The sequence below is a fragment of the Aestuariibaculum lutulentum genome (genome assembly GCF_032926325.1).
Classification (GTDB): Bacteria; Bacteroidota; Bacteroidia; order Flavobacteriales; family Flavobacteriaceae; genus Aestuariibaculum; species Aestuariibaculum lutulentum.
Window position 1 is genome coordinate 3,134,185 of the sequence record NZ_CP136709.1, and the last position, 18,420, is coordinate 3,152,604.

At 37.0% G+C, this 18,420-nt stretch carries 5 protein-coding genes and 1 other RNA gene; 5 read left to right on the plus strand and 1 reads right to left on the minus strand.

From position 1 onward, the window contains the following. The first annotated feature begins 64 nt into the window (after positions 1 to 64). The 3 genes from R1X58_RS13410 to R1X58_RS13420 all read left to right on the plus strand — a co-directional run bounded on the left by R1X58_RS13410 (position 65) and on the right by R1X58_RS13420 (position 16,208). The gene (locus R1X58_RS13410; protein WP_240574186.1) at positions 65 to 13,876 is read left to right on the plus strand and encodes a T9SS type B sorting domain-containing protein; all 13,812 of its coding nucleotides are present in this window, start codon (positions 65 to 67) and stop codon (positions 13,874 to 13,876) included. A 38-nt stretch (positions 13,877 to 13,914) separates the two neighbouring features. Then, positions 13,915 to 14,892: a PorP/SprF family type IX secretion system membrane protein gene (locus R1X58_RS13415; RefSeq protein WP_240574184.1), complete on the plus strand. Its 978-nt coding sequence runs from the start codon at positions 13,915 to 13,917 to the stop codon at positions 14,890 to 14,892. Between the two features lie 173 nt (positions 14,893 to 15,065). Further along, complete coding sequence (locus R1X58_RS13420; protein WP_240574183.1) at positions 15,066 to 16,208, plus strand: MFS transporter; 1,143 nt, start codon at positions 15,066 to 15,068, stop codon at positions 16,206 to 16,208. A 104-nt stretch (positions 16,209 to 16,312) separates the two neighbouring features. Here the strand turns inward: R1X58_RS13420 and R1X58_RS13425 are convergent, their stop codons facing one another. Next, the gene (locus tag R1X58_RS13425; RefSeq protein ID WP_240574181.1) at positions 16,313 to 17,347 is read right to left on the minus strand and encodes a glutaminyl-peptide cyclotransferase; all 1,035 of its coding nucleotides are present in this window, start codon (positions 17,345 to 17,347) and stop codon (positions 16,313 to 16,315) included. Positions 17,348 to 17,434: 87 nt separating this feature from the next. Here R1X58_RS13425 and ffs point away from each other — a divergent pair. Both ffs and R1X58_RS13435 read left to right on the plus strand, forming a co-directional pair. Then, positions 17,435 to 17,533: signal recognition particle sRNA small type (ffs, locus tag R1X58_RS13430), an RNA gene on the plus strand. A 69-nt stretch (positions 17,534 to 17,602) separates the two neighbouring features. Continuing rightward, entirely contained in the window at positions 17,603 to 18,406 is an 804-nt protein-coding gene (locus R1X58_RS13435) for an SDR family oxidoreductase (RefSeq protein ID WP_240574179.1), read from the plus strand. Positions 18,407 to 18,420: the final 14 nt, after the last annotated feature.

The window sequence follows — 18,420 nt, forward strand, 5'->3', positions numbered from 1 at the left end:
GAAGCCCAGCATTTATAATACTGTGCCCCAATTAGGTATTATAAGTGATAAAAAACTAACCGCCATGAAAAAAACTACTTTTATTAAACCTACTTTGGTTTTGTTATTCCTGCTGCTATCCTATTGCGGTATGGCTCAAACCTACAAGGAATTTTCTGTTAGGGAAAAGGTCGATGTTCGAGGAAGTATGCTTGTAATAGGTAATGCGATATTAGGACAGGACAATAATAATTTTAACGATACTTCAAAAGATAATCAGGATATCAATATGCAATATATTGATATAGATAGTGATGCCTCGACCTTTAGTTCAAGTAGTGCAGATATTGTTATGCCAATACATGAAGACGGAAGTACTACCGATTGTTATCGTGTAGCGTTCGCAGGATTGTATTGGGGTGCCATGCTTAAAAGTGGTGAAACAAGGTCTAATATTACCAATGTAAAGTTTAAAATACCTGGAAGTTCTACTTATGCAGATATTTCCGGTGAATTAATATACGATGCAATTTCAACACCTATTATCTCTGAAACAAGCGAACCAGGAAATACACCTTATGCGTGTTATGCTAATGTGACTGATATTGTATCTTCTTTAACAGATATTGAGGGTACTTATACGATGGCTAATGTAGTTTCAAGCGAAGGATTTAATAATTCTACTGGTTTAAGTGCAGGATGGTCTTTAATCATTATTTACGAAGATCCGGAATTGCACACCAAATCGTTTACATTATTTGATGGGTTTAGCCATATATATGATGGACATCAGGAAACCATTCCAGTAACAGGATTTAGAACCCCTCCAGTAGGAAATGTAGATTTACAATTTGCTTATGGCGCTTTAGATGGAGATAGAACAAAGCGTGCGACCAAGTTAGAAATTAACGGTAAAGAGGTAACAACCGATGAAAGAAGTGCCAATAAATTCTTTGGTTCTGTTATAGAGAATATTGGTTATGGGCATACGCCTAATCCACCAAGTGTTATGAATCCTAGGATTCCAAATAGTGAAAACACTTTAGGATATGATACTGGTTTTCTCGAAATATTAAATGCAGAACCAGAGTTTATAAAAAATAACGATACTTCAGCAGATTTTAGATTGCAGGTAGCCAGAGGACAGGCCGATCCTGTTTTTGCATTTTTTAGTGCATTTGCTGTAGATATTATATCACCAGATATCGAATTAATTAAAACAGTTGAAAATACCAGTGGTGATGATATTGATGGCGCTGATGTATATTTAGGTCAGCAGTTATTTTACGAAATTACATATCAAAGTACAGGTAATGATAATGTTATAGATTTTACAATTAAAGATGTATTACCGGATAATATCGTTTTCGATCCGGCAGATGTCGATTTAAGTAATGCCGGTGGAGCCACCATTCAATCTTACGATCCGGTAACAAGAACTATTATTTTTGCAATACCTAATAGTTCTGTAGAGATTAATGATCCGGTTTTTACAATACGTATACCAGTACAAATTGTTCCTAATTGTTACGATTTAAGTCAGGCGTGTTCTAATGAAATTCAAAATCAGGCTTTTGGCACATACACTGGTCAAATTAGTGGTATTTTTATTCAGGATGAAGGTAGTTTTGCTACCGAAGAATGTCTTGGTGTGCCGGGATCTACAAACTTTTTAGTGGATATTTCTAATTGTACGTTCGAAAAAACAGAAATACTATGTGGTTCTACAGTTGTACTAACGGCTGCTGCTGGTTACGATAGTTATTCATGGTCTACCAGTCCGACTGGATCACCGGTTGTAGGAACAGGACAAACATATACAGCAACAGGTACAGGAACTTATTACGTAAACAATACGACATCATCAACCTGTATTTCTATTCAGGAAACAATACATGTTATTCCTTACGGAAATACAATCACGAATCCAATTATTCCATATGCCGATTTATTACCAATCTGTCCTAACGACGGTAAGGTATTACCTTATATTTTCTTATGTGGTGCGAATGATGTTCGTAATATTCAAACAGGTATTAGTGATGCGGTTTCTATTAGTTGGCAACAATTAGATGAATCTAGTTGTGATGAAATGTTAGTTGATGATTGTGCTAACGAAAATGAATCTTGTACCTGGAACGAAGTAGGTTCAGGCCCTGACTTTTTAGTTGATGATGCTGGACAATTCAGAATTGTTATTAATTATCCAGGTGGATGTTACAGTATTTTCTATTTCAATGTATATCAGAATTTATTAGATCCAACTATTACTGCTAAAGATATTATTTGTACCACTCCAGGTGAGGTTACTGTTGGCGGTGTACCTTCAGGATATGAATATAGTTTAGATCCTAACGGACCATGGCAATCGTCTAATGTTTTTGAGATTACTACACCAGATTATTATACCGTTTATATTCGTCAGGTTGAAGTAGATTTAAATCCTTGTATTTTCCAAACACCTAGTATTTATGTGCGTGAAAGAGAAGCTGATGTTACCGAATTTGTAACGCAGCCTACCTGTAACGGAGATAAAGGGACGATAAAATTAGCGGTTAACGATGCACTTCCACAGTATTCCTACAGTTTATCTATGGGAGGAACGCTGATAAATAGCGTAGGTCCAATTATGGATAGCGATTATACATTCGATAATCTTAATCCGGGAACTTATTCATATACCATTACAACAGATGATGGCTGTACATTTACAGGTGATATTGAAATTATTGAACCACCGGTATTAACGGTAACATCGGCTATTACTAAACCTTTAACCTGTACCGATGGTGAGATTACAGTATATCCGGTAGGAGGAACCCCGCCTTATCAGTATTATGTAAACGGGAATACTATTTCACAGGATTCTCCAGTAATTGCTGCACCAACACCAGGAACATACGATATTACAGTATTTGATTTTAATGGATGTTCGGCTTCAACAACCCAAACTATCGAAGGTATTTTACCTCCGGAATTTACAGTGGAGCAAACCAATATTTTATGTAACGGAGAGAACTCTGGAAGTATAACTTTTAGCGTGACCAATGCGAATGGTTACAGTGTTAGCTATAGTATAGATAATGGAAATACATTCTCATCGAATCCTAATTTTTATAATCTTACTGCTGGAACATACCAAACACTTATTGAATATACCCTAGATGGTGAAGAGTGTTTTAGTGTTGCTGAAGATATAGTCATTACAGAAACCGATTATCCGTTAAGTGCTTCGGCTGGGGTATCGCAATTGGCAGGTTGTGGACCAAATGGAGAAGGAAGAGTGCGTGTTACAAACCCAACGGGAGGAACACCTCCATATGAATATAGTTTTGATAACCAGGCAAGCTGGACTTCAGATAATGAAGCTTGGGTAGCTCCGGGAACCTATACTATTTACATGAGAGATGCCAATGGCTGTATTTATGCGATGCCTGGTATTATTATCGATCCGGAACCAGTGCCACCGTCAATTAGTATTTCAGATGTAGATTACAATTGTGATGGTACAGGTAACACAACGGTTGTGGTAAATAATACGGGATCAGATTCGTATTCTTACGGTTATTTATTGGATGGCGTTGAAAATCAGAATTTAGCAGATCCTCAAACCTTCTTAAATGTATCCGAAGGTAGTCATACCATTAGCGTGACTTATAAATTAGAAACTGTACCAACCTATAGTAACCTATTATTTGAAAGTTTTGGTTCAGGTGGCGATGTAACATCACCGGGTATTAATCCGAATTTCTGTTTTGAAAGACAGGTAGAAGCAACAAAATGTAATGGTGATAGACTATTTGGTAATGGAGAATATACGGTTACAAACGAATTAAGAAACAATCCGTATAGCGGATGGTGGAGTCCGAGAGATCATACTACGGGAAGTATTCCGGGTAGATTCTTAGCAGTAGATGCAGGTTTTGCTATTCCAGATAATGCGGTGGTTTACAGAAAACCGATTACCGATATCATTCCGAATCAACCAATTCAGGTGCGTTTCTTTGCGACTAATTTATTAAAAGTTGGAAATACACAACCAGATGCATCACTTACTGTAGAATTACAGGATAGTAATGGTGTGGCGTTATCATCTCAGTCTATTGGTGGTATTCCTAAAACTAATGGTTGGGTAGAGTTTAATGAAACCGTAGATCCTGGAAATAATACGTCTTTAGATTTTGTATTAAGATTAGAAATTGCTCAGGTAAACGGTATTGATTTTGCCGTAGACGATATTGAAGTGTATCAGTTACCTGTAACTTGTATTACTCAGGAGGATTTCCCATTCATTATTGAATCAGGACAAGCGTTTTCTGCGGATATTGTTTCAACAAGCGATGTAACCTGTGCAAGTGCAGGAGACGGAAGTATTACTATTGCGGCACAAAATTTTGATGCTACGAATGGCTACCAGTATTCAATTGATGGAGGAACAACCTGGAATACCACAACAACATCACCTTTAACTATTTCAAACTTAGGTGAAGGAACTTATGATATTGTGGTGCGCTACGATGCAGCTTCAGATGGACTTTGTGATGCAACATTACAAGCTGTAATAACAGCGCCATCACCATTAAGCGTATCGGCTACAACTACTCCGGTAACTTGTTTGGATGGTTCTACAGTAACTGCAACAGCAACAGGTGGAACACCGGCGTATACATACGAATTATTAGATGCGAGTTCAACTGTTGTAAATACCTTCCCCGCGAATGGTATTTTAACCAATGTTGCTGCAGGGGATTATACCATTAGAGCAACAGATGCTAACGGATGTACGGCAACGACAACAATAAGTTTAATAGCTCCAACTGCACCAACAGCATCAATTGTAAATGCCGATTATTGTTACGATGCGGCTAATGGGGCAACTTTAGAAGTTTCTGCTTCAGGCGGGCAAATACCTTACGAGTATAGTGTTAACGGAGGAGCTTTTCAGTCAAGTCCTGTTTTCAGCAATTTAACACCTGGAGATTATATATTTACGATAAGAGATGCTTACGGATGTATAGTTACCTTAGATGCTGAAACGATTGCTGCTCAGGTTAATATTTCTGCAACATTAACAAAGGAATTAGATTGTACAGCATCACCGGACGCGGTAATCTCAGGAACGATTTCTGAAGGGTATGCGTCATATACAGTGAGCTTAATTCAAGGTTCAGGTACTGTAAATTTATTAGGAAACACGTTTACCTTAACCACAGGTGTTGATGGTACTTACCAATTTCAGGTAACCGATGCAAACGGATGTATTGCCGTATCGAATGTGATTACAGTAAACCCTATTGAAAATCCAACAGCGACAACAACAGTTGTTAATGCCTTATGTAATGGTAGTAGTGATGGTTCAGTACAAATTGTACCATCAGGAGGCGTAGGTCCTTATACTTTTAATTTTAACGGATTAGGTTTCTCAACAACGTCCTTATATACAGGATTAGCTGCCGGAACATATCCATATCAGGTACAGGATGCTAATGAATGTACTTTTGATGGAACCGTAACAATAACTGAACCGACAACTTTAGTGGCTAATGCTACGGCAACGCCTTTCAGCTGTGCTGCCGATAATACAGCACAATCTTCAACAGTGACTATTGCTGTTCCAACAACAGGAACCGCACCGTATACGTATAGTTTTAACGGTTCAGGATATAGTGCTTCAAATACATTAGAAGTCAATGATAATGGTTCAGATCAAACCATAACATATTCTGTTCAGGATGCTAATGGATGTACTGCTGATGGTTCATTAACTATTTCAGCGTTAAATCCACCAACCGATTTAGATTTTTCGGCAACTGTTGTAACTTGTGATAATACCACATCTACAGTAACGGTGACAGCAACAGATGGTGTAGGTGCATTAACCTATGAAATTATTTCTCCGGTAGTGGTTGCACCTCAAACATCAAATGTTTTCTCAGGATTAGCGCCAGATACTTATGTATTTAGAGTAACCGATGAAAACGGATGTTATTATACAGAATCGTTTGTTATCGACCCGGTAACGCCGATAGCAATGACCGCTCTGAAATTAAGTGATGTGTTATGTTTTGGAGGAGATGACGGATCAGCACAATTTGAAGTATTTAATGCGACGAATTTCACGTATACAGTAACTGGTGGAACAGATACCGTTACAGGGTCGGTAATTAATTTGGCAGATTTAACAGCAGGAACGTATACTGTTACAGTGACAGACACCGACACGGGATGTACAGCTACCGAAAGTGTAACTATTAATGAACCTACAGCTGCTATAGGGGTGACTGCTTCAGCATCTAATATTACTTGTAATATTTCAGAATCTCAAATTACAGTTTCAGCTACAGGTGGAACACCTAATTATTGGTATGCAGCTGTACCTTCAGGAGATCCTGTTCCAGGTGATTTTGATTATGTAACAAGTAATGTAATTACAGTTGATACCAGTAATGGAACAATTTTAGTTTGGGATGTTTATGTGAAAGATGCTAACGGATGTACAGAGCCAACACCTACACAAGTTACTATTGACCAGGATGAGTTACCAACGGTATCAGCGCCAACAGTAGATAATCAGTGTACAGCAAGTTCAGGATTTACTTTTGAAGTTAGTGCGACTGGAATTGCACCATTATCGTATAGTATTAATGGAGGTGCTTCATATCAATCAAGTCCGATTTTCACTGTTAATGCAGCTGGAAGTTATACTGTAATGGTTAGAGATGCTAATGGATGTATAGCAACAGCCGATACAGCTACAGATGTTTTTGAACCTATTACAGTAAATGCTTTATTAACTAAAGACTTAACCTGTTCGGCACCAGCTGAAGCCACAATTGAAGGAACTATTTCCGGTGGAAATGCGCCTTATACTGTAGTTTTAATTCAAGGAACAGGTACAGCGCCGGTAGTTTCAGGAAATACGTTTACATTCTCAACATCAACGGCTGGAAATTACCAGTTTGAAATTACAGATGCTAATGGGTGTACAGAACAAACAGGAGTAATAGCTGTTACAGATACAGTAAATCCTGTGATTTTAAGTGTAAACCAGACTCAGGATATCTCATGTAATGGAGAAGCAACGGCTTCTATCGATGTCAATATTGACATGAATTATGGCTTCCCTCCATTTGTTATTAATGTACACAATGATATCACAGGAACTGATTATGGAACACAAACGTCAGGTTTACCAGCCGGTGACTATACGGTTACTGTTACTGACGCTAGGGGGTGTAATGACACGGAAACAATTACTATTGATGAGCCTGATGTTATAACATTAGATTATGATGTAACACCTATTACTTGTGACTCTAGCAATGGAACATCTTTGGGAGAAATAATTATTAACTCTGTTAGTGGAGGTACACCTAATTATACCTATCATGTAACAGGTGTTAATGGGTATGATCAGGAAGTAACCAATCAGGATGGTTCAACCGTACATTTTGAAGTTGTTGATTTCGGTTTATACGAAGTATTGATAACCGATGCCAATGGGTGTACGTATCTAGAGCAAAATATTTTAGTAGCATCACCACCAGATGATTTAGACATTACAGTATCTTCTCCACCAGCAGATTGTTCTACAGGTGGTTCTGCTGAAGTTTCAATTGGAACTAGCTTGGCAAGTGCGGGACCTTTCCATTTTGCAATATATACTGGTCCGGGAATGACTTATACATCTCCAACAACGGCACCATGGCAGGATGAAGATGCTGTAAACAGCAAAAAAACGACGTTTACTAATTTGATTCCTGGAGCAACATATACATTTATTGTTCATGATGGGTCAACAGGTTGTTATTATTATGAAACAGCTGAAACAGCAATCCCAACAAACTCTACTTTAACGGTAAGTTCGTTAATACCTAATAATATTACTTGTGTAGGAAGTGCAGATGGTAGTGTAAGTTTTAATATTAATAGTACTTATGGCACAACTACAGATGTTGATTATGAAATATATAATTCTCAAACTTTAGCTACAACCGGAATTACAGGTTCGGGAACAATTCCGGCAAACGGAACATTATCTGTAACGAATTTAGGAACCCTTGATTTTGGTAATTATGTTATAGTAATCACGGAACAGGCTGGTGCAACTAACGCAGGATGTAGCATGGTTTCAGAACCATTTAATATTACAGAATCAGCAATTGAATTAGGATTAACAGCGTCTTCAACAAGGAATGAAAACTGTAATGAATTAGGACTAATTACAGCTATAGCAAGTAATGGTACTGCGCCTTATGAATATATGTTATTGTTAGAGTCAGCTTCAGCACCATTAGCAACAGACTCTGGATGGGTTACAAACAATACATTTACAGCAGCAGCCGGTGTTTATACAGTTTACGTGAAAGATGCTTATGGATGTATGAAAGATGCTGATGTAACCGTTGTTTTAGATTCGGCACCAACAATAGATCCTGTTACTTTGGAATGTTTCGATGGAACGGCATTTAATATTACGGTATCAGGTAATACATTCGATGGAACAGCAACTTACAGTATTGGTGGAGCATATCAAACAAGTGATACGTTCAGCATAAGTTCTGCAGGAAGCTATACAGTAAGTATTAGAGATGCAAACGGATGTATAGATTCTACAACATATACGGTTAATCCTCCAATTTTATTGGATGCTAATTTAGATTACGACTTAACTTGTTTAACTAATGATGCTCAAATTACATTAACAGCTACAGGTGGTACAGGAAACTATACATATCAGTATAGTTCAGATGGAGGTATAACGTATTTCGCAATGGCAGGTGATGTATTTACTGCAACTACTGCTGGTACGTATGTGTTTAAAGTTTCAGATGATCAGGTTTGTGAATCGCCAGCGTCTAATCCGGTAGAGGTAACTCCTAATACAACACCAACATTAACCACTCAGGTATTTGATGTGACTTGTAATGGAGGTGCAGATGGAAGTATTATTGTAACCGCAGCGGATGGTGTTGCGCCTTATGAGTATAGTAATGATGGCGGAACAACTTGGCAGGCCTCAAATGTATTTGATGGATTAGCTTTAGGAACTTACGATATTCTAGTAAGAGACCGTAAGGGATGTTTATCAAGTGTAACTTCAACAGATGTTGGTGAACCGACATTGGTAAGTGGTACAGGAGAACTTACTCAAGGTTTAACCTGTGGAGCTGGAAATGCAACGCAACCTGCTCTTGTAACGATTACAGGAAGTGGAGGTACAGCACCATATACTTATAGTTTTGATGGTATTAATTATACTTCAACTAATACGTATGCAACGTATAATGCGGGAACGGTCCAGGCTTGGGTTAAAGATGCTAACGGATGTATTATTGATACAGCGATAGATGTTGTTATTCCGGATTTAAGTGTACCAACAGATTTAGATTTTGCCGCTAATCAGGTAACTTGTGATAATCCAACAACAGATGTGACTTTAACAGCAACAGATGGAGTAGGAACTTTATCTTATGAGATTATTTCTCCGGTAGCTGTTGGCCCTCAGGCTTCAAATGTATTTGCTGGTTTAGCTCCAGGTACTTATACATTTACCGTAACCGATGAAAATGGATGTTATTATACCGAAGCTTATACAATTAATCCGGTAACAAATATTACAGTTTCAGGGCAATTAATAAATGATGTTTTATGTACAGGTGGTTCAGATGGAGCTGTAGAGTTTACTGTTGGTAGTTTTTCAGGAACTTATAGTTATACCATTAATGGAGGAATAGCAATTACAGGACAAACTAATCCAACAATTAGTATCACTGGAGTTCCTGTGGGAGATCAAACAATTATAGTGACTGATGATGTTACAGGTTGTACAGATACCATTACAGTAACAGTAGGAGAGCCAACGGCAGTAACTTTAGCGGAAATTGATAATATTAATGCAAACTGTAATTTTGGTGCACAAGTAACGGTTGAAGCAACAGGAGGTACATTACCTTACGAGTATGCGTTTGTTATTAATGGTTCTGCTCCGGTTGATGCAGACTATAGCAATAGTGCGTCTGCAGTTTTAGATCCAACAACAAGTACAGATTGGGATGTTTGGGTAAGAGATGCGAATGGGTGTACAGATATGATTGATGCAACCATTACAACCGATCCACTACCAACAGTAACGGTACCAGCAATTTCAGATAATCAATGTAATTTAAATGGAGATCCGTTTACATTTACAGTAACTAATCCAACAGGAATAGCGCCGTTTAGTTATTCTATCGGAGCAGGTTTCCAAACCAGTCCAACGTTCACGGTATCTACACCGGGTACGTATTATGTTACAGTTAAAGATGGAAACGGATGTACGTATACAGAAACAACACCAATTGAAATTTATCCGACATTAGATTTAAATGTTGCAGTGACCACTTTACCAAGTTGTGATACTGCCGATGGTGTGATTACAGTTAACGGAACAGGAGGTTCAGGAAATTATAGCTATGCGATTGATTTTGCAGGAGCCACCATTACAGGTAATGAAATTTCTGGCATTCCTTCAGGTTCTTATACAGTTACAATCACTGATGTGGATACAGGATGTACCAATACAGCACCTATTATTTTAGATGCTCCAACACCGGTAACATTTACTACTACGCCAACCGATGTAACCTGTAACGGAAGTGCTGATGGAACGATTACTGTGAATTTACCAGCGACTAACGATAACCCTATTTATACTTATAGCTTAGACGGAGGTGTAACCACACAAACATCGAATGTATTTACAGGATTAGCACCAGGGGTGTATGATGTCACAGTGACTTCAGGAAGAAACTGTACACTAACGCAACAGGAAACTGTTGGTGAGCCCGATGCTATTGTGGTTCCAAATCCTACAGTTGTAGAGTATACTTGTACTCCGGATACAAATGCAGCAAACTTTGCTTCAATCACAGTTTCGGGTGTTACAGGTGGTTCTAATAACTATGTGATTTACGAATTCTACAGAGATGGTGTTTTAGCACAATCTGGTTCAAATAATGTTTATAATGAAGCTGATTTCCTTGGCGGAAATTATACCATTAACGTATACGATGAAAATGGATGCTCTGGAACAACAACTGCAGTTATTGCTCCTTATGTAGAGTTAGAGGACATCAATATCGCAATTGATAATGCGATTACTTGTGTTAACGATGAAGATATTACGGTTTCTGCAACAACTTCTGGAGCAACAAATCTGCAATATACTGTTGAAGGGGTTAATGTGTCATACAACCAAACCAATGCAACAGGAATCTTTACAGGTTTAACAGTAGGTAATTACATTATTACAGTAGAAAACATAGATACAGGTTGTAGTTTACAAACGGTGCACTATGTAACCGATCCAAATACCTTTGAATTAGAAGTTGAAAGTATTACAGATGTAACGTGTTTTAGCGATAACGACGGCAGTGTTACTTTAACGTTAGTAGATCGTGTACCAACACCAACCGGCGAAGCTGGCCCGTTTACTTATGATGTATTAGATGCTTCAGGAGTTTCAGTACAATCGGGAGCTTCGGCCAATGCTGGTCCGTTAACGATTACTGGATTAGCATCAGGAACCTACACTATTAATGCGACGTTAACGAATGCGCCATTCTGTACGGTAACAACGAATGTAACTATTACAGCACCAACAGCACCATTAGAAATTCAAACGTCTCATACCGATATTACTTGTATTGGTGCCGATGGAACCATTTCAGCAAGTGGTTCAGGTGGATGGCCAGGAGCTTATGAGTATCAGTTAGAATTAGGAGCAACTGTAATTTCAGCGTTCAGCAGTACTTATTATTTCGAAGGTTTATCTGCGGGTATTTATACGGTAAGTGTAAGAGATAGCCAAGGCTGTATTGCTTCAGAAACAGTGGAATTAATAGATCCGCTACCAATTGACGCAATAGTTACTCCAAGCACAACTATGTTGTCATGTTTTGGTGACAGAACGGCAAGCATTACTGTAACGAATGTATTAGGTGGACAAGGTGGAAATTATACCTATACTTTAAACACATTATCACCGGTAGTAAGTTCATCTGGGCCGCAAACATCTAACGTGTTTACAGGTTTGGGAGCAGGAATATATAACGTGACTGTTTCAGATGGCTTTACTTGTGAAACGACTTTTGCAGATATCGTTATTGCGGAACCTGAGCAAATGGTGGCAAGTTTAGTGAAAGCTTCAACTCAAACCTGTACAGTTGATGCGACATTGACTTTAAGCGCAACGGGTGGAATAGGAACTTATGAGTATAGTGCAGATGAATTATTTGCAACAGTTTTAGGTTCGTTTTCAACAGAAACCACGTTCTCTGTGGCGCCAGGTACGTACAGATATTATGTTAGAGATGCTAACGGATGTACGTCTGTGGTATCTAACGATATTGTTGTGGAAGAACTTCCGGAGTTGACAGTAATTTTAGATACAACTAATGCAACTATTAATTGTGCCGGAGATACCACAGGAGTTATTGTTGCAGAAGCTGAAGGTGGTTTAGGAAACTATGTTTATACTTTACAAGACGCTTCAGGTAACGACATTACAACTGCAGTTCAGGATAGTCCTGGTGTATTTACCGAATTACCAATCGGAACGTATCAGGTACATGTAGAAAGTGGTGATTGTTTAGTGACATCTGTTCCAGTAACTATTACAGAACCTAATTTACCATTAGAAGTTCAATGGGATGTTACCGATGTAACCTGTAACGGAAGTAACGATGGTATTTTAGAAATCACTGCAACCGGAGGAAGTGGTATTATCAAGTATGCGATTTCACCACAAATGAATCAGTTCTTTGATGAGCCTATTTTCGATAACCTTGAGCCAGGTGATTATCAAGGTTTAGTTCAGGATCAATTAGGTTGCTATGTGTTATTCGATTTTACAATAGCACAACCAGATCCTCAGTTCGTAACTATTGTTCCGAATTCATTAATCCCTGTGTTATGTGATGGCGATATGAACGGAGAATTCAGTATTGAAATTACGGGAGGTACTCAACCTTATAGTGTGGCTCTTGATGATATCAACGGAAATTATGTTCAAGGAGCCGATGGTCAAACGTTGTTCACATTCTCTAATTTAAATGGAGAAGATCATGTGGTTTACGTAACCGATAGTGAAGGTTGTCAGTCTGAATGGAATATTGAATTCCCAGATCCTGTTAAGATTGATCCTGTAGCCGTATTGGAGTATGGTTGTGAAAACAATATTTCTACAAATATGGTAACGGTTTATGTGGATGAAACCATGACAGACCCGACACAGTTAGAATATTCATTAGATGGCGGGCCATATCAGGCAAGTAATATATTTGTAAATGTTCCTGCAGGCATTGGTCATTATATAGATGTTAGGCATACTAACGGATGTACGAAGCAAACCGAATTATTTGATATTGAAGCTTACGAACCGTTACAGTTAGCGATTCAGGAAGGTGAAACTATCAATACAATTGAAGCTATGGCAACCGGAGGTACTGGTGAATATGAGTTCTTCTTAAATGGAGAATCTTATGGCAGCGAAAGCACATTCATTTATTATGAAACTGGTAACTATACAGTAACAGTAGTTGATAGTAACGGATGTACTTTAGAAGCTTCAGGATATTTCGAGTATATTGATGTTTGTATTCCTAATTACTTTACACCAAATGGTGATGGTACCTTAGATGAATGGGGGCCTGGATGTACGGAGCAGTATAAAGACCTGACGTTCGATATCTATGACCGTTACGGACGTGTAGTAGCGAGATTGAAAGCCGGACAAAAATGGGACGGTAAGTATAACGGAGAAGAATTACCAACAGGTGATTACTGGTTTGTTGTGAAACTTAACGACCCTAAAGACGATAGAGATTTTGTTGGACACTTTACGCTTTACAGGTAATTAGTGGTTTTATGACTGTTAATATTAAATTTACGACGATGCGAAAACTAATCATATATATCTTATTCTTGACTATAACAACCAGTTATAGTCAAGAGTTAAACTTGCCGGTATTTACTCAATATCTGGCAGATAATAATTTTGTGGTGTCCCCAACATTTGCAGGTATTGGTGATAATTTAAAAATCAGAGCCAACGGATTAACACAATGGGTTGGAATTAAAGGTGCTCCCGATAACCAATCCGTGTATGCCGATTTTAGAATTGCTGATCGTTCTGGAGTTGGGGTGTCGTTTTACAATGATAAAAATGGTAACACGCTTCAAACCGGTGCTAAGTTTTCATTCGCTCACCACATTATTCTAGATTATTATTCTAAGCAGTATTTATCGTTTGGTATTTCGTATAACATTAATAATTTCCGAATAGACATTAATAATTTCAACACAGGTTATGAAAACCCTGTAGTAGATCCGTTTATTACAGATGATAGAAGGACATCAAACAACAACTTTGATGTTGGTGCCTTGTACAGAAATCACGGATTCTATTTAAGTTTTAATGCAAATAACTTATTACCGAAAAACTTTAATGGAGATATTAGAAAACTGGAGCCACGTTTACTTTTAAACTATCAGATTTATTCAGGGTATACTATTAGAGGACCTAAAAAAAGTGGTTTAGAGTTTGAACCTTCTGTGTTCTATCAAATGTTTAGTAGTGATAAACGTTCAAGTACCGATTTAAACTTTAAGTTTAGAAAATACAACCGTTACGAAGATTATTTCTGGGGAGGAATCTCTTATCGTTTCTTAAACGATCAATTCTTAAAACCTTTAAATATTGGGCCAATGGTAGGATTCAAAAAATCAATCTTCTACTTTGGTTATGCGTATCAGGTTACTACAAACGGACTTTCTGGGTATAACTCCGGAACGCATGTCGTAACTATTGGATTAGAATTTTTACAAGGTATTAGTAACTGTCCGTGTACGCAAAGTCCTGTTCATAATTAAAATCAATTATTATGATTTAAAATCAATACGTTGTAGTATTTTTGCAGCTTAAAATATTAATAATTTACAAACCTCAGTTTTTAAGCTGAGGTTTACTTTTATAATTCAATTTGTATTAGACTGAAGATTCAAAAAATGAACTTCATTATAAGTTGAAAATTAATGAGCTGACAATGGAATTAAGAGCCAAACAACGTATTGCTTTAAGTATTTATTTCTTTTTATCGGGTATTTGTTTTGCCACTTGGGCATCGCGCATACCTACTATAAAAACGTTTTTTGATTTAAATGATGCGCAATTAGGAACCATTTTAATAGCGATGCCTATAAGTTCGTTAATAGGTTTACCTATTTCAGGGTGGCTGGTGTCAAAATTTGATAGTCGTATTCCGTTAATTTTCGCTTTTACATTATTTTCTATTAGTATGGCATCCATTGGTTTTGCCACAACAACTTTTGCCTTAGTGTGTTCCATTTCAGGATTTGCCTTTTGTTTAAGAATTTTAAATATTTCAATTAATACCCAATCTATAACACTTCAAAAGAAATATGAAAAAAGGGTAGTAGGGGCTTTTCACGGGCTTTGGAGTTCGGGAGGTGTTGTAGGTGTTGGTATTTCAACACTTATGGTGAAATTTGATGTGCCTATTCAAATTCACATGTTAAGCATTGCTGTTTTTAGCTTAGCTGTGGCTTTGCTAACCTTTAGATTCACAGTTAAAAATGATAAATCGCCTTCAGGAAATAAATTAATAATTAGTAAACCTGATCCTTATATTATGAGTTTGGGAATACTTATATTTTTTGGAGCAGTATGTGAAGGTGGTATGTTTGATTGGAGCGGTGTCTTTTTTAAAGAAGTTTTACATGAAGAAGTCTTTACCTATGGCTATTTAATTTTTATGACTACCATGGCTCTGTCTCGTTTCTTCTCAGATAAATTAGTGAATGTTATAGGGATTTTAAAGACTTATATTTTAAGCGGATTGTTAATTGCTACAGGAATACTTATGGCTATTGTTTTTAAAACATTCTGGATGGCTTTGGCAGGTTTTTTCCTGGTAGGTTTTGGTACGGCTGCTATTTTTCCGGTAACCATGTCATTGGCTGGAACTTCGAAAAAATATTCACCGGGAATGGCAATTTCAATTATAACTACATATGCAATACTAGGCATGCTTATAGGACCACCATTGATAGGCTATCTTGCGCATGCCTTTAATCTTGAAAATGCGTTTTTCCTGTTTGTATTAATTGGAATCTTATTTATCCCTGTGGCGTTTAAAATGATGAATTACCAATCTAAACAACAATAAGTTTTTATTGTTTTAAAAAAAATAGCCACGAATTCATACATAACTTAGATTAAAATTATCTATGAATTTGTGGCTTGATTATTTAGTAATATGTTTTCCTAAAATTATTTCTCTACAATTTCTACTTCAAATAATTTATCCCAACGTTTTCCGGTAATAAACAAGGTATTGGTATCTGGATTATAAGCTATTCCATTTAGTACGTCTAAACCTTCGTGTTGTGTAACTTTCTTTTTAAGAGGAGAGAAGTCTACAACACCAATAATAGCTCCGTTTTTAGGATTTATAATCGCTACGCCGTCCTTTTGATAACGGTTAGCATAAATATCGCCATTAACCCATTCCAGTTCATTTACACCAACAATTTTACCTTTGTTAGTGTAAACTTCAATATGGTCGTCTTCAGTTAATGTTTCCGGATTTAACAACCAGATATTTTCGCTACCGTCACTTTTGTAAATCGTTTTTCCATCGTTACAAAGTCCCCAGCCTTCTTTACTTTGTCCGTATTTAAAACTGCTTATTTTTTCAAATGAATTTACATCGTAAACAAAACCTGTGTTTTCTCTCCAGGTAAGCTGATAGATTTTATCATTTAAAATGGTTAAACCTTCCGCGAAAAACTGATCAGCTATATTTATATTCTTTAAAACATCTCCAGTTTTGTAATCAACTAAGCGAAGTTTAGATTCTTTATATTGACCAACACTTTCGTAAAGTTGTCCGTTGTGAAATTCTAATCCTTGGGTATAAGAAGTAATATCATGTGGATATTCATTAACGATATTATAGGTATACACTTTAGGTAATTCGCTGGCTAAAATAGTGACCAAAGTATTGATGGTTTGTTTGTCGCCGTTAAAGTAAATAGTGGCTTCAACAGTGTGTTTTCCTAATTTGTAATTTGAAAGTGTAAGATTATTTTCAATAGACTTTCCGTCGAAAGTATAAGAAACGGAGTCGATAGTATGCGATTTTAGATTTTCTAGGTCTAATTTTAGGGTCTCATTACTGGAAATATTGCCCTTTTCGGCATTCGTTTTTATAGAAAATCCATTTTTTTTCGATCCTGTGTTAGAACCACAGTTTATAAGGGTTGCGCTTAAAAATATGATTACTAAGTACTTGTATGTTTTCATTTGAGATATTTAATTTAAAGCAAGATATTTATTTAAAATCAGAGTAAAAAATCATTGTGAAACTTTTAAAAGATTGTATATTTGCAGCGGCAAGTCCTACACAACCAGCTCCTGTTGAATCCTCCAGGGCGGGAACGCAGCAAAGGTAAATGGTCGTAGCGGTGTGATGTAGGTAGCTTGCCTTTTTTTATGCCTTTTTGTTTCCTAAAAAGCCATTCAAAATACTACCTTTACGTCTTCAAAAAACATCTAAATATGTCTAAAGTTATTTTAATTACAGGAGGATCTTCTGGTATAGGAAAATCTATTGGAGAATTTTTAACCGATAAAGGATTTATTGTTTACGGAACCAGTAGAAATCCTGAGAAATATCCGGATAGTAAATTTCCCATTTTAGCTTTAGATGTAAAAAATACAGATACGATTAAGCAAACGGTTTCTACCATTATAGAAAAGGAAGGCAGACTGGATATTGCTATTAATAATGCCGGAGCCGGAATTACCGGAGCTATTGAAGAAATTCCAGAGGAAGAAATTAAAGCGAACTTTGAAACTAATTTTTTCGGACCTATAAATGTGATTAAAGCCGTATTACCGCAGATGCGTAAACAACAATCGGGTTTAATCATCAATATTACGTCTATTGCCGGTTATATGGGCTTACCGTATCGTGGTGTTTACAGTGCTAGCAAAGGCGCTTTAGAATTGATTACCGAGGCTTTTAGAATGGAATTAAAGGGGTTTAATATTAATATGACTAATATTGCTCCCGGAGATTTTGCTACCAATATAGCTGCAGGACGTTATCATGCGCCGTTACTGGATGACTCACCATATAAAGAACCTTACGGAAATACCTTAGAGTTAATGAATACTCACGTAGACAGTGGCAGTGACCCTTTAATGATGGCTAAAGCAGTCTATAATGTAATCAATACAAAATCACCCAAGGTGCATTACAAAGTAGGGGAGTTTATGCAGAAATTCTCTGTGGTTTTAAAACGTATTTTGCCAGATAACCTTTACGAAAAGTTACTAATGAATCACTATAAGCTTTAATTAGTTTATAGTGA